The sequence below is a fragment of the Halothiobacillus sp. DCM-1 genome, assembly GCF_045689735.1.
In the GTDB taxonomy this organism is placed as follows: Bacteria; Pseudomonadota; Gammaproteobacteria; order Halothiobacillales; family Halothiobacillaceae; genus Halothiobacillus.
The window spans coordinates 694,166-716,567 of the sequence record NZ_CP142685.1; the positions used below are offsets into that span (position 1 = coordinate 694,166).

A 22,402-nucleotide genomic window follows, 5' to 3' on the forward strand; every position below is an offset into this window, starting at 1 on the left:
TGATTTTTTACTCCCTCCCCCTGCGAAGGGGGCGAGGGTGTTCCGCTTAGGGCTTGGCCGGGGTTTGCGCGGGTGACTCTGCCGGTGTTTCAGCCGGTTTGGCCGTATCGGTGGCGGCGGGCGTTGCCGGAGCTGCCGGAGCCGCCGGTGGGGCGGTCAGTTCGATCTTGGCCTTGGCGCGCAGGTTCTGGACGAGTTTTTCAATCGCGGCGCGGCGGTATTGGGTTTCGAGTTGTGGTTTGAGCTGTTCGAAGGTCGGGGGCGGGGCAATCCGGGTGTCTTCGAGTTTGATGATGTGCCAGCCAAATTGGGATTTGACCGGGGTTTGGCTGATTTCGCCGGTTTTCATTTTTTCTACGGCGCCGGCAAATTCCGGCACCATTTGATCGGGGCTGAACCAGCCGAGTTCGCCGCCTTGTTTGGCGGAGCCGGGATCGATGGATTTTTCTTCGGCGAGTTTGCTGAATGAGGCGCCGGCATCGAGCTGTTTGATGAGATCTTTGGCTTCGTCCTCGGTTTTGACGAGGATGTGGGCGGCTTTGTATTCGGTGGTTTTCGGGAAGCCTTTGACGAATTGCTCGTAGTCGGGTTTGAGGTCATCGTCGGTGACTTTCATCTGGCTCAGGTAATGCGAGAGGTAGTCGTTGGCGAGTTGGTTGTCGATGGCGTTCTGGATTTGTGCCTGGGTCTTGATGCGGTTTTGCAGCCCATCCTGACGGGCGGCATCAGCCAGCAGACGGAGTTCGATCATGCGTTCGACCAGCCGTTGCTCGGGCATGGGTTGTTGCAGGCTGCTTTGGATGACTTTGAGGTTTTCTTCGTACAGCGGCGCGCCATTGATGCGGGCAACGATTTTGCCGGTGCTGACTTTGGGGCAGCCTTCGTTTGCGCTGGCGCTGGTTTCGGTTTGTCCCAGTGGGGTTTTGGCGGCGGTGGTGGCCTTGTCGCCTTGGCAGCCGGCGAGGGCGGCGCCAATGGCGAGGGCGAGGCTGGCGAGTAGGGCGGGTTTCATCCGGGAAGATACGGTCATGGGTGTGTCCTTAGAGTGAGGTCAGGTGGTCAGGAAATGGGTTGGAGTGTCGCGCCGAACACCGCACGGTAGGGGCGAATTTCCCGCCGGGCATAGACGCCTTCCCGTTGATACGGGTCGGCCTCAGCCCAGCGTTCGGCGGCGGTGAGATCGGGAAATTCCGCCACGATCAGGCTGCCGGTGAACTGTTCGCTACCATCAGCAGCGGGAAAGGGGCCGGCGGTGAGCAGGCGGTTTTCCTGGGCGAGTGCTTCGATGCGGGCGCGGTGTTCGGCGCGGTGGGCGAGCCGGGCGGGCAAGCTGCCGGGATGGTCGGTGGTGATGATGGCAAACAGCACGATGGTCGTCTTAGGATGGGCGGTGGCGATCCGCGTTGAGGGAAGATTCTTCCGCCGGTGTGGCTGCCGGGACGGGTTCTTGTGCATGGCGGGCGAGGTAAATGCCTTGGCCGATCATGAAGATGAAGGTCATGCCCATCAGGCCGAACAGTTTGAAATCGACCCAGATTTCTTCCGGGTAGTGGTAGGCAACATACAGATTGGCCGCGCCGGAAAGCAGGAAAAAGCCCACCCAGGCCCAGTTGACGCGCCGCCAGATCGCATCCGGCACGGTGAGGACATGCGACATCAGCCGTTGCACCAGGGGTTGGCCAAACCAGACGCTGCCCGCAAACACCAGGGCAAACAGCCAGTTGACGATGCTGGGTTTCCATTTGATGAACAGCGGATCGTGCAGGGCGAGGGTCAAGCCGCCGAAGATGAGGATCAGCGCGGCGGAGACCCAGTGCATGGTTTCGACTTTGCGTTTGATGAACCAGCCCCAGCCGATTTGCAGCACGGCGGCGCCCATGGCGACGGCGGTGGCGACATAGATGCCGCCGAGTTTGTAGGCCACGAAGAACAGCAGGATCGGGAAAAAGTCGTACAGAAACTTCATGGCGGTTAGGGGTACACTGCAGGGATTTGTTCGGTCATCTTAGCAAGCCGCGCGCTGGAAACACAGGCTGGTTGCGCGGTGTTCGAACGCTGGGGGGCGGTTTGGTTCCCTGCATTCCCGCGTTGGTCGGGTGGTTTTTGAGTGGTGTTATGAGTTTATCGATCGAGATTCATCCGCAGTCCCCGCAACCGCGCTTGGTGGCGCAGATCGTCCAGCTTCTGGCCGAGGGGCAGGTAGCGGTTCTGCCGACCGATTCGGGGTATGCGCTGGTCTGTTCGCTGGAAAACAAGCCGGCCTTGCAACGCATCGCCCAGATTCGCCGCGACGATGAGCCGCATCATATGACGCTGCTCTGTCGGGATTTGTCGGAAATCAGCAGTTACGCGCGGGTCGATAATACCCAGTACCGTTTTTTGAAAGCGCATACGCCGAGCCCGATAACCTTCATTCTGGAGGCGACCAGCGAAGTGCCCCGGCGCTTGCTGCACCCGAAAAAACGCTCGATTGGGGTGCGGGTGCCGACGCATCCGGTGTTGCAGGCTATCCTGCGGCAGATGACAGAGCCCGTGCTCAGCGCTTCGCTGGTCATGCCGGATCAAGAAGCCCCGCTGGAAGATCCCGCATTTTTCCCCCGCGGACTCGACCGGCAGGTCGATCTGCTGGTGGATGTGGGTTTTCTGGCGCAGGCGCCCTCGACGGTGATTGAGATGACCGGATCGGACTTTGTCTTGCTGCGGGAAGGATTGGGCGGGGTGCCGCCCGAGTTGGCGGAGGCTTGAGCCATGGTGGAATTGACGCTGATCCAGAAAATTGCCATCGGTCTGTTGCCGATTCTGCTGGCGGTGACGGTGCATGAGGCGGCGCATGCTTATGCTGCCAACTTTCTCGGCGATGGCACCGCGAAATTCCTAGGGCGGATGACCCTGAATCCGCTGAAACACATCGATCCGATTGGCACAGTGCTGGTGCCGCTGCTGGCCTTTGTGCTGACCTCGTTCGTGTTCGGTTGGGCGAAGCCCGTGCCGGTGAATGACCGCAATTTCAGTAACCCGCGCCGCGATATGGCGCTGGTGGCGCTGGCTGGGCCCGTATCGAATCTCGTCATGGCCTTTGCCTGGGCCGGGCTCACGGCCTTGGGCGTGGCGGGGCTCGACCAATCGGCATGGTATGCCGAACCTTTGGCCTTGATGGGCCAGATCGGCATTTTTGTGAATGTGTTGCTGGCGGTGTTCAATCTGCTGCCGCTGCCCCCGCTGGATGGCGGTCGGGTGCTGGTGGCACTGTTGCCGCCGCCCGCCGCGCAGAAGGTGGCCGCGCTGGAACCCTGGGGATTCCCGATCATTTTGCTGCTGCTGGTGTCGGGGGCTTTGTCTTATGTGCTGTCGCCGCCCCTGGTCACGGTGTTGAACTGGTTCAACGGTCTTGTCCATCTCCTCTGATCGTCCTGCCGGAGCACCCGCCGCGCGGGTGGGCGATCGCGTTCTGGTGCAGTTGCCGCTGGATTTATACATCCCGCCGGATGCGCTGTCGGTGTTGCTGACCGAGTTCGAGGGGCCACTGGATTTACTGCTCTACCTGATACGGAAACAGAATCTGGATTTGCTGAACATCTCCGTGGCGGAGGTGACGCGGCAGTATCTGGCTTATCTGTCGTTGATGCAGGCCATGAATATCGAGCTTGCGGCCGAGTATCTGCTGATGGCGGCCTGGCTGACCGAGATCAAATCCCGCCTGTTGTTGCCTGCGCCCCCGGTGACAGAGGCCGAGGAAGCGGTGGCCGATCCTCGGGTGGTATTGATCGAACGGCTGCGCGCCTATGAACAGGTGGCGGGTGCCGCGCGTTGGCTGGATGAGCAGCCGCAGGCCGGACGGGATTTTTTCATGCTGTCGATCGAGGCGCCTTTTCCCCGGCAGGCCGTGCTGCCGCCGGTGCTCAGCCTGCCGGATTTGACCGATGCCTTGCGCAGCCTGATGGCGCAGCGTTTCTTGACTGCGGCGCATGAGATTCGCCGGGAGGTGTTATCCGTTCGTGCGCGGATGAGCGAACTCCTGGCGTGGTTGGCCGAGACGCCCGAATTGGTGTTGCAGACGGTGTTTCGTCCGGCCGAAGGTGCCGGTGGCGTCGCGGTCAGCTTGGTCGCCGTGCTTGAGCTGGCGAAATTATCGGCGATCGAGGTGGCACAAGAGGCGCCGTTTGCGCCCGTTCGACTGTGGCGTCAGCGCGAGGCCGACGCTTGCGATGCACTATAAGCGGGCAGGGGCGACATCTGCTCTTCCCTCACTGGCGTAAATCCGCTATCATGCGCGCGCCGTTTTCGGGATTTCCCGGCGGTAATTCACACGCCCGGCAACACAGCATCGCGGGGTGCCAAGCCTGACAAGGTTTTGGTTGCGATGACCCGGCCGGGCGGAGGCTCAACCCAAACTTCAAAAGGTTTACCCATGGCAACTGTAAGCATGCGTCAGATGATCGAAGCTGGCGTGCATTTTGGTCACCAGACCCGTTACTGGAATCCCGGCATGGCGCCGTACATTTTCGGCCAGCGCAACCGGATTCACATCATCAACCTCGAAAAAACCGTGCCGATGTTCAACGATGCGTTGAATTTCATCGGCAAAATCATCGGCGGGGGCGGCACGATCATGTTCGTGGGCACCAAGCGTTCCGCGCGTGAAGCAGTGGCCGAGCAGGCCGCCCGTTGCGGCATGCCGTATGTCAATCACCGCTGGTTGGGCGGCATGATGACCAACTACGCCACGGTGCGTCAGTCGGTGCGTCGCCTCAAGTCATTGCAGACGATGGAACAAGACGGTTCGTTTGCCAAACTGAACAAAAAAGAAGCCCTGATGATGGGGCGTGAGCGCGAAAAGCTCGAGCGTTCACTGGGCGGTATCCAAGAGATGGAGCGTCTGCCGGATGCGCTGTTCGTGATCGATGTCGGCCATGAAGACATCGCCGTGATCGAAGCCAACAAGCTCGGTATTCCGGTGATTGGTGTCGTGGATACCAACAGCAGCACGCAAGGCGTGGATTATGTGATTCCGGGCAACGATGATGCGATTCGCGCAATCCAGCTCTATGTCACTGCCGTGGCAGATGCCGTGCTGGATGCCAAAGGCGCTTCGCCGGTGACCGCGTCCGACTTCGTTGAATCTACCGCCGAACAGGCGTGAGTGATCGGGTGGCTTCGTCCACCCAGAGATCAGGCGGGCTCGCTGGGCGAGCGCGCCGCAAACGGGTCGAGCAGACCCGTTTTGTTTGTCGGGCTCGATGAAAATCCATCGGGTGACGGTGAGGATTATTTTTAACTTTCTGAATATATTGAGGAACTTGGGATGACGACGATTAGTGCTGGCCTGGTTAAGGATCTGCGCGAACGCACCGGTTCGGGCATGATGGAGTGCAAGAAAGCCTTGGTGGAAACCAACGGGGATATTGAAGCCGCCATCGAATACATGCGCAAAAATGGCATGGCCAAGGCCGATAAAAAAGCCGGTCGTGTGGCAGCCGAAGGTCAGATGGGTGTCGCGGTGGCTGCCGATGGCCGGTCGGCCGCGTTGGTGGAAGTGAATTCTGAAACCGATTTCGTGGCCAAAAATCCGGATTTTGCCCAATTCGTGCAGGCGGTGGCTGACTTGGTTCTGGCCAAAGACCCGGCGGATATGGATGCATTGCTCGCGCTGGATTTGAACGGCATGACGGTGGAAGAAACCCGTAAAGCGCTGGTTGCCAAACTCGGTGAGAATCTGCAGTTGCGTCGCTTTGAGCGCTACAGCACGGATGGTGTGATTGGTGCCTATCGCCACGGCGAACGCATCGGGGTTCTGGTGGAATTGAACGGGGGTGAAGTCGCCCTTGCCAAGGATGTGGCGATGCATGTGGCCGCCAGCCGCCCGATTTGCGTCAATGAATCCGATGTGGATGCGGCTTTGATTGCCAAAGAGCGCGAAATTTACACCGCGCAGGCTGCTGACTCCGGCAAGCCGGTCGACATCATTGAAAAAATGGTCGAAGGCCGCGTGCGTAAGTTCCTGGCGGAAGTCGCACTGGTCGGGCAGCCCTTCGTTAAGGATCCGGACACGACGGTGGGTAAATTGCTCAAAGGCAAAGGGGCTCAGTGCGTCCGCTTTGTGCGGTTGGAAGTGGGTGAGGGGATCGAGAAAGAAGTCACCGACTTTGCGGCCGAGGTGATGGCGCAGGTCAAAGGCGCCTGATTCAGCAGGTGCGGACAAGCCGGAGGAAACTCCGGCTTTTTTTTAACTAGCGTTGTATCTTCGGGCTGTCCCGATGCAGGCTCCGGAAAACATCTGGCCTTGACTGAGGCGGGTATTTTCCCGATTTTGCGAACCCGCCCCTTAACTCTTCATCCACAACGAGGTGCTTTATGACTGATCCTGCGACCCCAAAATATCGCCGTGTTCTGCTCAAGTTAAGTGGTGAAGCGCTGATGGGCTCGGGGGAGTTTGGGATTGATCCGGCCGTGATTCACCGGTTGGCCGAGGAAATTCTGGCCTTGCGCCGCATGGGAGTGGAAGTCGCGATTGTGGTCGGCGGCGGGAATATCTTTCGGGGTGAGGGGCTGGCGCGCGCGGGAATGGAGCGCGTCACCGGCGATCACATGGGGATGTTGGCGACGGTGATGAACGGTCTGGCCATGCAGGATGTGCTGGAACAACACGAGCTCTCGGTGCGGGTGATGTCGGCCTTGGCGATTCCGCAGGTGTGCGAGTCCTTCGTTCGCCGCCGCGCCATCCGCCATCTGGAAAAGGGGCGGGTCGTGATTCTGGTCGGAGGCACGGGGAATCCGTTCTTCACCACGGATTCCGGCGCGAGTTTGCGGGCCATTGAGATCGGTGCCGACATCATGATCAAGGCCACTCAGGTCGATGGCGTGTACGATGCGGATCCCAAGCGTAATCCCGGCGCACGGCGCTTTACCCATTTGACTTATAATCACGCGCTTGACCACCGCTTGGCGGTGATGGATGCGACGGCCATTGTATTGTGCCGCGATCAAAACATGCCGATGATGGTGATTGACCTTCATGCCCCGGGCAATCTGGTTCGCGCGGTTGCCGGTGAACCGGTGGGGACGACGGTGACTGCAGAGGAGCAGGAATAATGATCAACGATATCAAGAAAGACTGTGATGTGCGGATGCACAAGAGCATCGACTCGCTCAAACATGAGCTCAGCAAGATCCGGACGGGTCGGGCGCATGTGAGTATTCTCGACCATGTGACGGTTGATTATTACGGTAGCCAGGTGCCGCTGTCGCAGGTGGCCAAGCTGGCGGTCGAGGATGCGCGCTCCTTGTCGGTCGTGCCCTGGGAAAAGGAGATGGTGAGCAAGATCGAAAAAGCGATCATGACTTCCGATCTTGGCCTGAATCCGGCGACTTCCGGCATGACGATTCGGGTGCCGATGCCGCCTTTGACCGAGGAGCGCCGCCGCGAACTCGGTAAAGTGGTTCGCACCGAGGGCGAGAATGCCAAAGTGGCGGTCCGCAACATTCGTCGTGATGCGAATAACGACCTGAAAAACCTGCTGAAAGACAAGACGATTTCCGAAGATGAAGAGCGCCGCGGTCAGGAGATGGTGCAGAAACTGACCGATGCCTGCGTCGCGGAAATCGACAAGATCGTGGCCGACAAAGAAAAAGAGCTGCTGGAAGTGTGAGCTCGCCTGTCCCTGTGCCCGATTCGCCGCTGGGCATCCCTCCCGACATGCGTCCTGCGCATGTCGCGGTGGTGATGGATGGCAATGGCCGCTGGGCGAAGCAGCGCCATCTGCCGCGCACCATCGGGCACCAGCGTGGCCGACGCGCGGTTCGTCGTCTCATTGAGGCCGCCCATCAATTGGGCGTGCCGTATCTCACGATTTTTGCTTTTTCATCAGAAAACTGGTCACGGCCCGCGGCGGAAGTCGATGCCTTGATGCGCCTGTTCCTGAAGGCGCTGCAACGGGATATCGATGAAATGCATCGCAACGGCGTTCGCTTGCGCTTTATCGGGGATTGCGCGCGATTTTCTCCCGCCCTGCAATCTTTGATGCAGCAGGCAGAGGCGCGGACGGCCGAAAATCGCCAGTTGTTCCTCCAGGTCGCGGTGAGCTATGGCGGCCAGTGGGATATTCTCCAGGCCGTGCGTTCGCTCATGGCATCCGGCGATGCCTTGCCGGCGGATGATGCCGCCTTGCGCGCGCGGTTCGAGGTGCAATTGGCTACCGCTCCTTGTCCTCCGGTGGATTTGTTCATCCGTACGGGTGGCGAGCAGCGCATCAGTAATTTCCTGTTGTGGCAGCTCGCGTATGCAGAGCTGTACTTTACCGATTGCTTATGGCCGGACTTTGACCGGGCGGCGTTTGAAACGGCGCTGGCCTGGTTCGCCCATCGCCAGCGGCGTTTTGGTGGGGTGATCGATGATTGATTCTGCCCACACACTGCGTCCAGCCAGTGGCACCCGATTGCGGGTGCAAACGGCGCTCGTGCTGGGTTTGCTCGGCTTGGTCGTGTTGTTTGCCTTACCCGGTTGGGCATTCACCCTCTTTATCGGGCTCTTGGTCTTGGCGCTGGGCGATGAGTGGTTCCGGCTGTGTTTTCCCCGGGTTAAGGCGCGCGTTCTGGCTGGGCTGATGCTGGCGCTGTTATTGGGTACGGTCTGGTATTTGCCTTCGGTGGACTTGCCGTGGTTGCTGGCTCTGGGCGGGGTCATCTGGCTTGGGCAAATCGTCGATTTATGGCGGCATCGGCTGCGGGCATCGGGCATTCGCTCCCCCTGGTGGCGCGCTGCACTGGGTTTGATTCTTCTGCCCATCTTCGGCGCGGCGGTGTGGGACATTCACCAGCAGCCCCAGGGGGCGTGGTTGTTGTTGTTCGGAATTTTGCTGGTGGCGATGGCGGATTCCCTGGCGTATTTTGCTGGGCGGGCGTTTGGCCGCCACAAACTCGCGCCGGCATTGAGTCCGGCGAAAACCGTCGAGGGGCTGATCGGCGGCTTGCTGGGCGTGGCGGTGCTGGCAGCGATTGGTGCCCTGTTGCCCTGGTTCGCTGGCGTGCCGTCCTGGCAACTTGCGGTGGCCAGTATGATCGTCGGCTTGTTTTCGGTCGCCGGTGATCTTGAAGAGTCCCGTCTCAAACGCGAGGCCGGAGTCAAAGACAGCGGTCGGTTGTTGCCCGGACATGGCGGCTTGCTGGATCGGCTGGATGGTCAGTTGGCGGCAATGCCCATCTGGGCGCTCGCGTTGATGAGTCTTTCGCTATGGTCGATACCGGGATGATTGCGTCGAGCACCGAACCGCTTGGGGTGGCGATTTTCGGTGCAACCGGTAGCATCGGCCAAAGCACCCTGGCCGTGTTGCGCTTGCACCCCGAACGGTATCGGGTGCATGCCTTGGTCGCGCATCACCAAATCGACCGCTTATGGCAGGACATGCAGGCGTTTCGTCCGTCGGTAGTGGGCGTGGCCTGTCCTCAGGCGGCGGCCGAACTGCGGCTGCGGTTGCGGCAGGCGTGGCCTGAGGCGGATCGCCCGGAAGTGCTCGATGAGCCGGAAGCCATTGCCCGTCTGGCAGCCGATGCGGCGGTGTCGATCGTGGTTGCCGCGATCGTGGGTACGGCGGGCTTGGCTTCGACCTGGGCGGCGATGCGTGCGGGGAAGCGGGTCTTGCTGGCGAACAAGGAGTCGCTGGTGGCGGCCGGTGCGCTGATGATGCAGGCGGCGCGGGAATCTGGCGCGGTTTTGTTGCCGGTCGATAGCGAGCACAATGCCATTTTCCAATGTTTGCCGGTGGGCGTGCCGCCGGTCGATGCCGTGGAAAAACTGCTGTTGACCGCATCGGGGGGGCCGTTCCGAACGCGCCCGCTTGCGACATTCCCGGAGATTACCGTGGCAGATGCCTGCCGCCATCCGAACTGGTCGATGGGACGGAAAATCTCCGTCGATTCTGCCAGCATGATGAACAAGGGGCTGGAAGTCATCGAGGCGGCCTGGTTGTTTGGCGTGCCGCCCGCGCGGATCGAGGTGGTGGTACATCCCGAATCGATCATCCACTCGATGGTGCAGTTTGCCGATGGTTCGGTTCTTGCGCAGATGGGGCGACCCGATATGCGCACCCCGATCGCCCATGCCCTGGCCTGGCCAGATCGAGTGGCTTCCGGTGTGGCACCACTGGATTTGTGCGCCCTGACCGGGCTGCACTTCGAGCCGCCCGATCCCCTGCGGTTCCCCTGTTTGCAGCTGGCGTATGATGCCTTGGCCGCCGGCGGCGCGGTGCCGTTGATTGTGAATGCAGCCAACGAAGTGGCGGTGGCCGCGTTTTTGGCAGAACAGTTGGCGTTTGTCGAGATTGCGCCGCTCATTGAAGCCACGGTCAATCGCGCCACGGCGGGAACCGATTTTGCAGCCGCTCGGTCTATCGCCGAAGTGCTGGATCAAGATGCGCGTGCGCGTCGCTTGGCCGAACAAATTCTGGCGCAGCAGTTTGGCGCGTTCGCGCCGCCTGCGCCGTTATCCAAGGTGGATTCGCTGTGAATATCTTGCTGAGCCTCATCGGGTTTTTGATCACGATTGGTGTGCTGGTTGCCTTTCACGAGTTTGGTCATTACTGGGTTGCGCGGCGGCTGGGCGTGAAAGTGCTGGTGTACTCGTTGGGGTTTGGCAAGCCGCTGTGGTCGGTGCGACGGGGGGCGGATCAAATCGAATACCGCATCGCGGCGCTGCCACTCGGTGGCTTCGTGAAAATGCTGGATGAACGGGAAGGCCCGGTGCCCGCCGCCGAGCAACATCGGGCATTTAATCGCCAGCCGGTGTGGAAGCGGTTTTTGATCGTACTTGCCGGCCCCGTGGCCAATATCCTCTTGGCCTGGGTGTTGTGGATGGCCATGTTCATGGTGGGCGTGCAAGGCGTTTTACCGAAGGTGGGTACGCCGCCGCCGGAATCCTTGCTGTCGGCTGCTGGCGTGCGTGATGGCGATGTGATTACCCGCGTGGATGGGCAACCGGTGCACAGTTTGTCCGACTTGCGGCTGGCGATTCTGGAAGGGGGCGTGGCGCGGCAAACCGTGCCTATCGATTTTGAACGGCAGGGCGCCGTCCATCGCGGGATGCTGGATCTCAGCGGGCTCAATCCCCTGAAAAACAATCCGACAGGGGCAGTCCCCGATGTACTCAAAGAAATTGGCTATCAGTTGTGGGTGCCGCCGGGCGATGCCGTGATTCATAAGGTGTTGCCTGACAGCGCGGCGGCGGCAGCCGGTTTGAAGGTCGGCGATGAAATCACCGCCATCGACGGCCAGCCGTATCGTGATCCCTGGGCGTTGATCCGGTTCATTGAACAGCACCCGGGGCAGGCCATCGCGCTGGCGGTGCGGCGTGACGGCAACACCCAGGCAATCACGATAACCCCTAAGGCCGAAACGGATACCGCAGCGGGTGCACCGGCGAAAACCGTTGGCCGTATCGGTGCCCAGATTGGTTTGGCACCCGCAGCACTGGCCAAGGCCAAGGCAGAGGGAACCGAACTGCTGGTGGTGGAGCGTTACGGGCCTGTGGCGGCGTTGTCCATGGCGATCGAGCGTAGTTGGGCGATGACGACGCTCACCTATCGGGTATTTGCGGGGCTGTTGACGGGGCAGGCGAGCCTGTCCAACCTTTCCGGCCCGGTCGCCATTGCGGAGTTCGCGGGGCAGAGCCTACTGATTGGGTTTTCCACTTTTCTCGGGTTTATGGCGCTGGTGAGTCTATCGCTCGCGATCATGAATTTGTTGCCCGTGCCTTTGCTGGATGGCGGGCATTTGGTGATGTATGGCATCGAGGCGGTGCGCGGCAAACCGGTTGGGCCGATGTTTGAATCGTTGGCCACGAAAGTGGGGCTGTTTTTTTTGGTCAGTTTGATGGCGGTCGCGTTTTATAATGACATAAGCCGGTTGCTGCACTAGCCAACCTCGGCGACAATGCCGCACTATCGTGTGCAGTGATGAGTGTCTTATCGGCCTGATCCTGCATTTCTCTGCTTTTCTGTAACCCTACAAGGGACTACTGTTCGCATGACTTCGTTCTCCCGTTTGCTTGCCGCCCAGGTATTGGGTGCGCTGTTATGGCTTCCGATTTCCGCTCAGGCGTTTGTCATTTCCGACATCAAGGTCGAAGGTTTGCGTACCGTCACCCCGAGCACACTGTTCAGTTATGTGCCGTACAAAGTCGGGGATGATTTCACGGATGCAGACAGCACCAAGGTGATTGATGCGCTGTATCAAACGGGGTTCTTCAAGACAGTCAATATTGGTCGTGGCGCGGGCAATGTGCTGATGATCGATGTACAGGAACGCCCGACGATTGCTGCGCTGGAAGTGACTGGGAACAAAAAGGTCGAAACTGAAAAGCTGCAAAAAGCCCTGAAAGATGTCGGGCTCGCGCAGGGGCGATTGCTCGATCCGCAAGCGCTCGACAAAATGAAAACCGAGTTGCAACGGGTGTATTACAGCCTCGGTCAATATGGCGTGCAGATCGAAGTGCATGTCAAGCCGTTGGACGACAACCGGGTCTTCGTCAGTATCGATATTTATGAGGGCAAACCGGCCAGCATCCAGCAGGTGCGGATCATTGGGAACAAGGCGTTCCCCGAGTCTGAACTGCTGGGTGAACTCTCCATGCACCCAGTGCCGTGGTGGGAATTCTGGTCGAGCGCCGATCAATACTCCAAAGAAAAAATGGCGAGCGATCTGGATGCGTTGCGTGCGTTTTATCTCGATCGCGGCTACCTGAAATTTGCGGTCGATTCCACGCAGGTCACGATCACACCGGATCGCAAGCATATGGAATTGGTGATCAATATCACCGAAGGCGATCGCTATAAAGTTTCCGATGTGAAATTTACCGGCAACCTACTGCTCGATCAGAAAACCCTCGCTGAGCTGGATCAGGTGAAAAAAGGGGAATACTTCAATCGCAAAGCCGTGTTGGCGACTTCCGATGCCATTTCCAAGCGCTTGGGTAACGATGGCTATGCCCTGGCGCGGGTGCAACCGATTCCCAAAATCGACGAGGCGGACAAGACAGTCGCGCTCGATTTCAATGTGCAGCCGGGTAATCGGGTCACCATCCGCCATGTCGAATTCACGGGTAACTTCAATACCAACGAGGAAGTGTATCGCCGGGAAATGCGGCAGATGGAAGGCAGTTGGTATCAGGGGGACAAACTGGATCGCTCGAAGGAGCGTATTCAGCGGTTGCCCTCTGTGCAGCATGTTGAGCAAAAAGTCATTCCTGTGCCGGGCGTTGCGGATCAAGTCGATGTCGATTACGACATTACAGAGCAACTGTCCGGTTCATTCACCGCTGGGGTGGGGTACTCCCAGTCTGAAGGGGTACTGTTCAATCTCGGGGTGAACCAGGCCAATTTCCTGGGAAGCGGTAAATCTGTTGGCATCAATTTGCAGCGCAGCTCGTATCAGACCGGCGTGCAATTCAATTACAACAATCCGTATTTTACGGTGGATGGGGTGAGTCAAGGATTTGGCTTGTTCTATAGCCGTCAAGATGCGGCGGCCATCTCGATTTCGAAATATCTGGTGGATTCTTTCGGCGGCAACATCAATTTCGGTGTGCCACTCTCAGAGAATACCTTCGCATCGATCGCCTTTCAGGCGCAGAGCCAAAAAGTGAAGGCCACCAGTTATTCACCGAGCTGGATTACCGGGGTGCCGGTCGTGCCCACGGGCGCCTATCCAGTCACGCCGATGGGCGCCAATGGCTATGACCTGCCGGGGCCTGGGTTTGATGGCAAGCAGTTCTATACCTTCAGCGTGATTCCGACCTTGCGCTACGACACGCGCAATAAGGCGATTTTCCCGACCAAGGGCGTCCTGCAAAGCCTGTCGCTGACGGCATCTGTGCCGGGAAGTGGTCTGGAATATTACCGGGGCGATTACAACGGACGGGTGTATCTGCCGCTGTGGGGAGACACCACGCTCTCTGCCCACGGTCAGGTGGGTTTGATTCGTGCGTATGGCAAAACCGCCAGCGAATATGGTGGGGTGAGCCAATACTACAACGGGGTGCCGCCATTCCTGAACTACTACACCGGTGGTATTCAATCCGTGCGCGGTTACCAGGATTATTCGCTTGGTCCGGTCGATTCGAACGGGGATCCCATGGGGGGCACATTCCTGACCGCCGGCGGTCTGGAGTTCATTACCCCCATGCCCTTCCTGAAGCAGAATAATTCGGTGCGTTTGTCTCTGTTCTGGGATGTCGGGAATGTGTATAGCAGTTATCACGACTTCAGTGCCCAGCAACTCCGGCAATCTGTGGGGGTTGGTTTTAACTGGATTTCGCCGGTCGGCCCCTTGGTATTCAGCCTGGCCAAGCCGATCAGTAAGAAACCCGGTGATTTGACACAGTTGTTCCAGTTCACCGTGGGGACGAGTTTCTAAGGGTTCTGCCGCGCCGCCTTTGGGCGGCTTGTGCCATAATGGCGCCCGGTTCTTGCGCTTGCCTGTTTTGTTTTTTGGTTAGATTGTTTTTAGGAGAAATTGCGTGAAACGCATCGTCTTGGCTCTGGTTTCCTTGATGGCCTTGGTTTCTGTTGGCGTGGCGAATGCTGCCGATGTGAAAATTGCCTTTGTGAATTCATCCACGCTGTTGGAGCAGGCGCCGCAGGCGGATATTGCGAAGAAAAAGCTGGAAAAAGAGTTTGCGCCGCGCGAGAAAGAAATTCGCGATGCACAACAGGCCGCTCAGACTCTGGAAAACAAGCTGAACCGTGATGGCGTGACCATGAGCGATTCCGAGCGCAACAAGCAAGAACAGGAGCTGAATCGTCAGTTGCGGGATTTGCAACGGCTGCAAAGCAATTTCCGGGATGATTTGAATCTTCGCAAGAATGAAGAACTTGGAAAGTTGCAGCGCGTCGTGCTGGCGGCCATTAAAGATGTCGCCAAAGCCAAAGGCTATGATCTGGTTCTCGCCGAAGGTGTGGTGTATGCCGCGCCTCAGGTAGATATCACCAATGATGTGCTGGCCAAGCTCCAACAGGATGTGAAAAACGGCAAGTAAGCCGTTGATGTTTCCGAGGGACTGGACACATGCCGCGTCCTGCGTCGTTTCCCCTCACGGTGGCTGCCCTGGCTGAGCGTCTGGGCGCTGTCGTGGCTGGCGGCTGCGCCGAGCGGATACTTTTGGGCGTTGCGTCCCTTCGCTCGGCGACTTCTACCGACCTGTCGTTTTTTTCCGGTGCGCGGCGCGGCATTCAACCCGAGAATACCCGTGCGGGTGCCGTGCTCTGTCGGGCAGAAGACGCCGATCGCCTGCCCGCGGATACCGCCCGTCTCATTGTAGAAAAGCCTCAATCGGCCTTTGTCTTGGCTGCTCAGTGGATGTATCCGCCCGCAGCCCGTACGCCACCCGGGATTGACCCGAGTGCCCGAATTCATCCCTCCGCACAATTGGGCGAGCAGGTCACGGTGGGGGCTTATGCCATCATCGGTGCCGATTGTGTGATTGGCGAGAGGGCTGTCATCGGGGCAGGGTCGGTTTTGGGCGAGCGGGTAGAAATTGGGGCACAGACCGAGCTGATCGCCCGAGTCACCGTGCTGGAGGATTGCTCGCTGGGCGCGCGGTGTCTGGTTCAGCCGGGCGTTGTCATTGGGAGCGATGGCTTTGGCCTGGTCAACGAGTCCGGTCGCTGGCAGCGTGTTCCCCAGCTCGGTCGGGTGCGGATTGGCGATGATGTGGATATCGGCGCGAATACCACGATTGATCGAGGGGCGTTGGATGACACCTTGATCGCTGATGGCGTCAAAATCGATAACCTGGTGCAGATTGCCCACAATGTCGAGATCGGCGCCCATTCGGCGATTGCCGGTTGCGCCGGCCTGGCTGGCTCGAGCATCGTCGGGCGCCATTGCACCCTGGGTGGCGGGGTCGGTCTGGCAGGGCATCTCAGCCTGGCTGATGGTGTTCATGTGACGGGGATGTCCATGGTGACCCGATCGATCCACCAGGCGGGAATCTATTCCGCTGGTACCCCGCTGGATACCAACGAGCGTTGGCACAAGAATGCCGCGCGGTTTAAACAACTCGACCGCATGGCGCAGCGGCTGGCCGCGCTTGAAGCGCGCCTTGCGGACTCTCTTTACTCTGATGTTCCGGAGGCTCCGTGACTACTGCCCCCCAAGGTATTCCAATTCAGGAGATCATGAATCTTCTGCCCCATCGTTATCCGTTTCTGTTGATTGACCGGGTATTGGACTGGGTTGCCAATGATTATTTGGTGGCAATCAAGAATGTCACCATGAATGAACCCTTTTTCCAGGGGCATTTTCCGGTTCGGCCGGTCATGCCGGGGGTGCTGATCACCGAGGCCATGGCTCAGGCGACGGGCGTTCTGGCCTTTCGGAGTCAAGGGGTGGTGCCGAATCCAGATTCCCTCTACATGCTGGTTGGTTTGGATGAAGTGAGTTTTCGTCGGATGGTGGAGCCGGGCGATCAACTGATCATTCGGGTCGAGCTCAAACGCCTGGTGCGCGGCATGGGAATTTTCCAGTGTGAAGCGCATGTCGGGGACGAGTTGGCGGCCAAGGCGCTGATCAAGTGCGTGGCTAAGGATGTGGCTGCGTGATTCATCCAACGGCCCTCATTGGATCAGAGGCAAAGATTGATCCCAATGTGACGGTTGGTGCCTTCGTCGTCATTGAAGGCGCGGTCGAAATCGGCGCCGGGACGCAGATTGATAGCCATGTGGTGATCAAAGGCCCTTGTCGGATTGGGCGCGATAACCACATTTTTTCGCATGCGGTGATCGGCGAGGTGCCGCAGGACTTGAAATTCCACGGCGAACATTCCCGCGTTGAGATCGGGGATCGGAATCAGATTCGGGAGTTCGTCACCATTCATCGGGGAACCGAGGGCGGTGGCGCAGTGACACGGATCGGCTCGGATGGGCTGTTGATGGCCTACGCGCATGTCGCTCACGATTGTCAGTTGGGGGATCATGTCATTCTGGCGAATGCCGCATCGCTTGCCGGACATGTCACGGTGGGCGATTACGCCATTTTCGGTGGCTTTGCCGTCGCGCATCAATTCTGCCGCATCGGCGCGCATGCTTTTATTGGGGGTTTTAGCAAAGTCTCCAAGGATGTGCCGCCCTTCGTGATGGCTGATGGCGCGCGCGCGCGCGCGGTTGGCTTGAATAAAGAAGGCTTGCGCCGTCGCCAGTTTTCTTCCGAAACCATCACACTGCTGAACCGCTGTTTCCGCCAATTGGTGAAAAAACAAGGGGATGAGATGGTCTGGGCAGAATTTGAACAGCTCGCGGAACACGATCCGGCCTTGCAACAATTGATCGAATTTATTCGACAAAGTCCGCGCGGCATTATCCGGTGAGTTGAGGATGACAGCACAAACCCGCATCGAACACGATAGCCTCGGCACCGTCGTTTTACCGGCGGATGCCTTGTGGGGAGCGCAAACCCAGCGCGCCATCGAAAATTTCCCCGTGAGCGGCCAACCGTTACCGCCGTTATTCATCCAGGCATTGGCACGGGTCAAAGCGGCCTGTGCCCAGGCGAATCAGGCGCTCGGGTTGCTGTCCGCCGAGGCTTGTTCGGCGATCACGGCGGCGGCAGCCGAGATTCAGCACGGCGCGCATTTGGATGCGTTCCCGATTGATGTGTATCAAACGGGCTCGGGCACCAGTACGAATATGAATGCCAACGAGGTCATCGCTCGACTGGCGGCGCAGCGCGGCGTTACGGTGCATCCCAACGATCATGTCAATATGAGCCAGAGCTCGAATGATGTGATTCCCACCGCATTGCGGGTGGCGGCGGTCGAAGCGGTGACGGGGGCACTCATCCCGGCGATGGATCACATCCGTGCCGTACTGCGCGTGCGCGCGGCGGAACTGGCGACGGTGACCAAGACAGGGCGGACGCATTTGATGGATGCGATGCCGATCCGGTTCGATCAGGTACTGCTGACCTATGAGGCGCAACTGACGGGTGCGGCCTTGAGCATTGCCCAGGCGACCGACCGGATGCGGGCGCTGCCGCAAGGCGGAACCGCCGTTGGTACGGGCATCAATGCACCGGCCGGATTTGTCGACGCCTTCCTGCAAGCACTGAATGGTGACTCGGGCAGTTATCGCGCCATGCCCCTGCCATCGGTCGGCATGGCTGCGCAAGACGAACCGGTCGCACTCTCGGCGGCGCTGCGCGGCCTGGCCGTGGTGCTGATGAAGCTGACCAACGATTTGCGGCTGATGAACTCCGGCCCGCTTGCTGGGCTGTCAGAAATCAGCCTGCCGGATCTACAGCCCGGCAGTTCGATCATGCCAGGCAAAGTGAATCCCGTGGTGCCCGAGTCGGTTGCGATGGTCGCGATGCAGGTACAGGGGCTGGATACGGCGATTGCACTCGCCGGGCAGTCCGGATTGTTTGAACTCAATGTCGCGCTGCCCTTGATCGCCAATAACCTGCTGCAATCCATCACCCTGCTCAGTCAAGCCTTGCGATTATTGGCGGACAAAGCGCTGGCCGGTTTCCGGGTCAATCAGGCAAATCTTGCGGCGGCGCTGGATAAAAACCCGATTTTAGTGACGGCATTGAATCCCGTGATCGGCTATGAACTTGGGGCGAAAATTGCCAAACGCGCTTATGCCGAGCGGCGGAGCGTGAAAGAAATCGCCCGGGAAATGACGGATCTGGATGAGACGACACTGGAGCGTCTGCTCAATCCCGCTCATTTGACCTGAGCGAGATCCGAGTCAATTGCCTTGCGGCAAGACTAATAAAGGCACCTCGAAAAACCTACTGCGCAGTTCGATAACTGTGTCGCGTGCTCGTTAACGTGAAGCTGGCGCAGGCCCGCTGTTACTTGTTCTCGAACTTACCCGTAATATTTTTTCGACGCACCCCAGTGTCGAAGCTCAGAGGAAGTGCCGCTTGCGGCGCGTCTCTTGGAGCGCGGTGTTAGCCCGCATCGGAAACATCTGTGTGAAAATCGCTCTCATGAATGAGTAGGATGCGCACTCCGTTTTTACGCAACACAACGGCCTTTTCGACCTTGCGGCCGTGGCAAGCGTATGTCCAGGCTTGCCCGGTTCGATTAGGCGCAGGGCGATGCCGTGGCGATGTGCCCAGGTCTGCATGGCTCGGCCGGTAAATTCTTTGCCATTGTCCGTTCGGATGATTGATGGCCTGCCGCGGAGCGCACAGACCTCGTCCAGCAACCGCACCAAGTGCTCGCCACCGATCGCATGTGCCGGGATCACGGCCACCGCCTCGTGCGTGGCATCATCGACAATCGCCAGGCACTTGAGCGCACGACCCGAGGCGATACGGTCGAAGACAAAGTCCATCGACCAGATCTCATTGGCCGCACCCGGTCGGATCAGCGGTTGCCGATCCGCCGGCGGGATTTTCTTGCGTCGGCGTCGGCGCACCTGCAGATTCTCCTGGGCGTATAGGCGCTCCACGCGCTTGTGATTGACCCGCTGTCCGGCTTGACGCAGCTTGAGGTAGATCATGGGCGCGCCATAGCGGCGATACCGCTGCGCCATCTCCACGATCTGCTGGCGCAGTTCGGTATTACCGTCCGGCCTCCGTACATATCGCAAGGCCGAGGCACTCATGCCGACAACCCACAGGGCACGCCGTTCACTCATGCCGCTCTGTCGCATGAACCGCACCACCGCCCGGCGCGCCGGTGCGGTCACCACTTTTTTCGAAGGACTTCCTTCGTCACTTCGTTCTCCAGTAGTGCTTCGGCCAGCAGCTTCTTCAGCCGAGCGTTTTCCGACTCCAGCGCCTTGAGCCGTTTCGCGTCAGATACCTCCATGCCGCCAAACTTACTGCGCCAGAGGTAGTAACTGGCCTCCGAAAAGCCATGCTGCCGACACAACTCCTTGACCGGGACACCGGCGTCCGCCTCCTGCAAAAATCCAATGATCTGTTCTTCACTGTAGCGTTTCTTCATGTCCAATCTCCTCGCTTCACGGGATTGGACTCTAAATGCCAGTGCTACTCAAATTCGGGGTAACGTCGCTTGGATTGCTTCATCATGGCTCCATATCTCTTGGAAAAAGGAGCCTCCTCAAAATGCGGGGCGGTTCACGGGCATTGGGAGACAGAGGAGTTTTAACCGTTCAAGCTCAGGGTCGCTGTGCGACTTTATCGCGCAGCCCCACCCCCTAGCCTTGCCCGCATCCATTGATTCTGCTAAATTGCGCGCCTGTTTTGCTGGCGTTCCTTTGCGCTTTTTGTAAAACATTCAGGAGCGGTGTCCGAGTGGTTGAAGGAGCACGCCTGGAAAGTGTGTATACGGTAACCCCGTATCGAGGGTTCGAATCCCTCTCGCTCCGCCATTTTTCATGCATATTTGTTTGATTCTAAAGCAAATTGCAAACAAACATGATTGCCGTGCCCACACTAATGCCCACACTTTGATGTTTGGTAGGAAAGTGCGGTGACTTGATCGTCTGGCTTCTTCTGTTTTCTTTCAACGAAAAAACATCCCAGATCAGAGCCGCCACCCTTGGTGAGCCGAGATGTATTTCAATGCCCCAGGGCATCCACGCGGTAGCGTCCGTCAAGCTGGTGTAAATTCGTCTCCGGCAGGTTGAGTAATTTCTACGCTGCCGCCGGCAAGCGCGCAAGCTCGACACTCGCATCCGGAATTTCCGTCATCGAATGTTGTGAACCGCCCCGCATTTTGAGGAGGCTCCTTTTTCCAAGAGAATGGAGCCATGATGAAGCAATCCAAGACCAACAAATATTCCCCCGAAGTACGCGAACGCGCGGTGCGCATAGTGCAGGAGCACCGTGGCGAATACGCCTCCGTGTGGGCAGCAAGGGGGACAGCTACGACAACGCCCTAGCCGGGACGATCAATGGGCTGTATAAGGCGGAGCTGATCCATAGGCGCGGGATGTGGAAAACGCGGGAATCCCTCGAACTGGCGACGCTGGAATGGGTGCACTGGTTCAACCACCAACGACTCCTTGAACCGATAGGCTATATCCCTCCGGCAGAAGCTGAGGCAAACTACTACCGCCACCTCGCCAACCAGGACGCGGTGGCAGCTTGACTTAAACTCAACGGCCTCCACGAAAGTCGGGGCGGTTCACCAGGTGCTCAAGGGATTACAAGTGGATGAGGTGGTGAGTATGGGGCAGCAGGCTATGCATGTGAGTTTGGTGAAGGAGGATGTATGAAGAATATTGGTTCAGCCAATATATCTCGCATGTTTATTGCGATTTTCATTATTTTTTTGGTTCCACTGTTTCTTTATTCTTAATGAGGCCGGTCATGAGTGCATCGAACACTGAAAAGCCTCGCGTTGAAAAACAAGGGCGATTAACAACCTTCAGGTTCGACATAAAGGTGTCAAGTATCTCCACGCCTATTTCGATTAGAGCAGTTGTTTCAAGAGAAACTAGGTTTCGCTTGACGCGCGAAATTGCTGAAAACTTTCCGCACATCGACACCAAGCAACTCGATACCGAGGGTATTTTGTGGGTTCCCGAACGACAACCGCCAGGGAAAGAGCATCTACCCGGTTCTTGGGCGGGTTTGTTCGTGGCCTTTGATGGGGACTATGGTCATATTCAAAGCCTTATGCATGCGCACAGGGTTTATAGAAAAAATGTGAGTGAATTTGAGATTGATTATGTGTTTAGTGCCGATCTAATAACACGCGACGTGCTCGTCAAGCACATTCACGAAATCGACAAAAAAATTTTTTAAGTTCTTATGGATAACGAGGCTTTTTCTAAATGACACCAATTTCTTCAGCTCAGCAGGCACATCTAAATTCACTGATCCAGTCTGGCAACTACGCTGATGGATATCGTTATGTGAAGGATATAGTCGATTCCGCCCGTCAAGGCGAGTCTGATTCTTCCAGAGCAACTGATCTCGAAATCACATCGAACTGGCGACGTTACCCCGAATTTGAGTAGCACTGGCATTTAGAGTCCAATCCCGTGAAGCGAGGAGATTGGACATGAAGAAACGCTACAGTGAAGAACAGATCATTGGATTTTTGCAGGAGGCGGACGCCGGTATCCCGGTCAAGGAGTTGTGTCGGCAGCATGGCTTTTCGGAGGCCAGTTACTACCTCTGGCGCAGTAAGTTTGGCGGCATGGAGGTATCTGACGCGAAACGGCTCAAGGCGCTGGAGTCGGAAAACGCTCGGCTGAAGAAGCTGCTGGCCGAAGCACTACTGGAGAACGAAGTGACGAAGGAAGTCCTTCGAAAAAAGTGGTGACCGCACCGGCGCGCCGGGCGGTGGTGCGGTTCATGCAACACTGCGGCATGAGTGAACGGCGTGCCCTGCGGGTCGTCGGCATGAGTGCCTCGGCCTTGCGCTATGTACCGAGGCCGGACGGTATACCGAACTGCGCCTGACGCTTCGTGTCACACACCCGCGAGCGGC

Annotated in this window: 22 protein-coding genes, 1 tRNA gene and 2 pseudogenes; 21 read left to right on the forward strand and 4 right to left on the reverse strand. The window is 58.3% G+C overall.

What is annotated here, in order from left to right; all coding sequences use genetic code 11:
• Positions 1–46 precede the first annotated feature (46 nt).
• The 3 genes from VOI35_RS03280 to VOI35_RS03290 are packed head-to-tail and all read right to left on the reverse strand — an operon-like array spanning position 47 to position 1,966.
• Positions 47–1,030, reverse strand: coding sequence for a peptidylprolyl isomerase (locus VOI35_RS03280; protein ID WP_407276471.1), 984 nt, complete (start codon positions 1,028–1,030; stop codon positions 47–49).
• Between the two features lie 29 nt (positions 1,031–1,059).
• Positions 1,060–1,368 carry a YciI family protein gene (locus VOI35_RS03285; RefSeq protein WP_407276472.1) on the reverse strand — a complete coding sequence of 103 codons (309 nt, stop codon included), beginning with the start codon at positions 1,366–1,368 and terminating at the stop codon, positions 1,060–1,062.
• 10 nt (positions 1,369–1,378) lie between these two features.
• On the reverse strand, positions 1,379–1,966 hold the full coding sequence (locus VOI35_RS03290) for a septation protein A (protein WP_407276473.1): 588 nt from the start codon (positions 1,964–1,966) through the stop codon (positions 1,379–1,381).
• A 149-nt stretch (positions 1,967–2,115) separates the two neighbouring features.
• Between VOI35_RS03290 and VOI35_RS03295 the strand changes: the two genes are divergently transcribed.
• The 17 genes from VOI35_RS03295 to VOI35_RS03375 all read left to right on the forward strand — a co-directional run bounded on the left by VOI35_RS03295 (position 2,116) and on the right by VOI35_RS03375 (position 18,719).
• Positions 2,116–2,745, forward strand: a complete 630-nt coding sequence (locus tag VOI35_RS03295) for an L-threonylcarbamoyladenylate synthase (RefSeq protein WP_407276474.1) — start codon at positions 2,116–2,118, stop codon at positions 2,743–2,745.
• A 3-nt stretch (positions 2,746–2,748) separates the two neighbouring features.
• A complete protein-coding gene (locus VOI35_RS03300; RefSeq protein WP_407276475.1) occupies positions 2,749–3,405 on the forward strand; it encodes a site-2 protease family protein in 657 nt (218 codons plus the stop codon).
• Positions 3,389–4,216 (forward strand): segregation and condensation protein A, encoded by an 828-nt coding sequence (locus VOI35_RS03305; protein WP_407276476.1) that lies wholly within the window; start codon positions 3,389–3,391, stop codon positions 4,214–4,216. Before VOI35_RS03300 ends, VOI35_RS03305 begins: the two co-directional genes overlap by 17 nt.
• A 192-nt stretch (positions 4,217–4,408) precedes the next feature.
• On the forward strand, positions 4,409–5,140 hold the full coding sequence (gene rpsB, locus VOI35_RS03310) for a 30S ribosomal protein S2 (protein ID WP_407276477.1): 732 nt from the start codon (positions 4,409–4,411) through the stop codon (positions 5,138–5,140).
• Between the two features lie 162 nt (positions 5,141–5,302).
• Complete coding sequence (tsf, locus tag VOI35_RS03315; protein WP_407276478.1) at positions 5,303–6,181, forward strand: translation elongation factor Ts; 879 nt, start codon at positions 5,303–5,305, stop codon at positions 6,179–6,181.
• A gap of 170 nt (positions 6,182–6,351) precedes the next feature.
• Positions 6,352–7,089, forward strand: coding sequence for a UMP kinase (gene pyrH, locus VOI35_RS03320; RefSeq protein ID WP_407276479.1), 738 nt, complete (start codon positions 6,352–6,354; stop codon positions 7,087–7,089).
• Complete coding sequence (gene frr, locus VOI35_RS03325) at positions 7,089–7,646, forward strand: ribosome recycling factor (protein ID WP_407276480.1); 558 nt, start codon at positions 7,089–7,091, stop codon at positions 7,644–7,646. Before pyrH ends, frr begins: the two co-directional genes overlap by 1 nt.
• Positions 7,647–7,660: 14 nt before the next feature.
• A complete protein-coding gene (gene uppS, locus VOI35_RS03330; protein ID WP_407276783.1) occupies positions 7,661–8,395 on the forward strand; it encodes a polyprenyl diphosphate synthase in 735 nt (244 codons plus the stop codon).
• On the forward strand, positions 8,388–9,245 hold the full coding sequence (locus VOI35_RS03335; protein WP_407276481.1) for a phosphatidate cytidylyltransferase: 858 nt from the start codon (positions 8,388–8,390) through the stop codon (positions 9,243–9,245). The genes uppS and VOI35_RS03335 overlap by 8 nt, the downstream gene beginning before the upstream one ends.
• Complete coding sequence (locus VOI35_RS03340) at positions 9,227–10,498, forward strand: 1-deoxy-D-xylulose-5-phosphate reductoisomerase (protein WP_407276482.1); 1,272 nt, start codon at positions 9,227–9,229, stop codon at positions 10,496–10,498. The genes VOI35_RS03335 and VOI35_RS03340 overlap by 19 nt, the downstream gene beginning before the upstream one ends.
• Positions 10,495–11,904, forward strand: coding sequence for an RIP metalloprotease RseP (rseP, locus tag VOI35_RS03345; RefSeq protein WP_407276483.1), 1,410 nt, complete (start codon positions 10,495–10,497; stop codon positions 11,902–11,904). Before VOI35_RS03340 ends, rseP begins: the two co-directional genes overlap by 4 nt.
• A 108-nt stretch (positions 11,905–12,012) precedes the next feature.
• Positions 12,013–14,400, forward strand: coding sequence for an outer membrane protein assembly factor BamA (bamA, locus tag VOI35_RS03350; protein ID WP_407276484.1), 2,388 nt, complete (start codon positions 12,013–12,015; stop codon positions 14,398–14,400).
• Positions 14,401–14,503: 103 nt separating this feature from the next.
• The gene (locus tag VOI35_RS03355) at positions 14,504–15,022 is read left to right on the forward strand and encodes an OmpH family outer membrane protein (protein ID WP_407276485.1); all 519 of its coding nucleotides are present in this window, start codon (positions 14,504–14,506) and stop codon (positions 15,020–15,022) included.
• Positions 15,023–15,051: 29 nt separating this feature from the next.
• A complete protein-coding gene (gene lpxD, locus VOI35_RS03360; RefSeq protein ID WP_407276486.1) occupies positions 15,052–16,128 on the forward strand; it encodes a UDP-3-O-(3-hydroxymyristoyl)glucosamine N-acyltransferase in 1,077 nt (358 codons plus the stop codon).
• 17 nt (positions 16,129–16,145) lie between these two features.
• Entirely contained in the window at positions 16,146–16,586 is a 441-nt protein-coding gene (gene fabZ / locus VOI35_RS03365; RefSeq protein ID WP_407276784.1) for a 3-hydroxyacyl-ACP dehydratase FabZ, read from the forward strand.
• Positions 16,583–17,350, forward strand: coding sequence for an acyl-ACP--UDP-N-acetylglucosamine O-acyltransferase (gene lpxA, locus VOI35_RS03370; protein WP_407276487.1), 768 nt, complete (start codon positions 16,583–16,585; stop codon positions 17,348–17,350). The genes fabZ and lpxA overlap by 4 nt, the downstream gene beginning before the upstream one ends.
• 7 nt (positions 17,351–17,357) lie before the next feature.
• On the forward strand, positions 17,358–18,719 hold the full coding sequence (locus tag VOI35_RS03375; protein WP_407276488.1) for a class II fumarate hydratase: 1,362 nt from the start codon (positions 17,358–17,360) through the stop codon (positions 18,717–18,719).
• A 174-nt stretch (positions 18,720–18,893) separates the two neighbouring features.
• Here the strand turns inward: VOI35_RS03375 and VOI35_RS03380 are convergent.
• Positions 18,894–19,942, reverse strand: a protein-coding gene (locus tag VOI35_RS03380) for an IS3 family transposase (RefSeq protein WP_407276489.1) whose coding sequence is annotated in 2 segments (ribosomal slippage) — positions 18,894–19,684 and positions 19,684–19,942 — 1,050 coding nt in all. Because the reading frame shifts where the segments join, the coding sequence is not laid out codon by codon here.
• Positions 19,943–20,239: 297 nt separating this feature from the next.
• Between VOI35_RS03380 and VOI35_RS03385 the strand changes: the two genes are divergently transcribed.
• The 4 genes and pseudogenes from VOI35_RS03385 to VOI35_RS03400 form a co-directional block, all read left to right on the forward strand.
• Positions 20,240–20,330, forward strand: a tRNA-Ser gene (locus VOI35_RS03385).
• A gap of 476 nt (positions 20,331–20,806) precedes the next feature.
• Positions 20,807–21,052: pseudogene (locus tag VOI35_RS03390) on the forward strand (integrase core domain-containing protein); the annotation flags it as partial.
• A 221-nt stretch (positions 21,053–21,273) separates the two neighbouring features.
• The gene (locus VOI35_RS03395) at positions 21,274–21,711 is read left to right on the forward strand and encodes a hypothetical protein (protein WP_407276490.1); all 438 of its coding nucleotides are present in this window, start codon (positions 21,274–21,276) and stop codon (positions 21,709–21,711) included.
• 259 nt (positions 21,712–21,970) lie between these two features.
• Positions 21,971–22,353, forward strand: a pseudogene (locus VOI35_RS03400) (transposase); the annotation flags it as partial.
• Between the last annotated feature and the right edge of the window lie 49 nt (positions 22,354–22,402).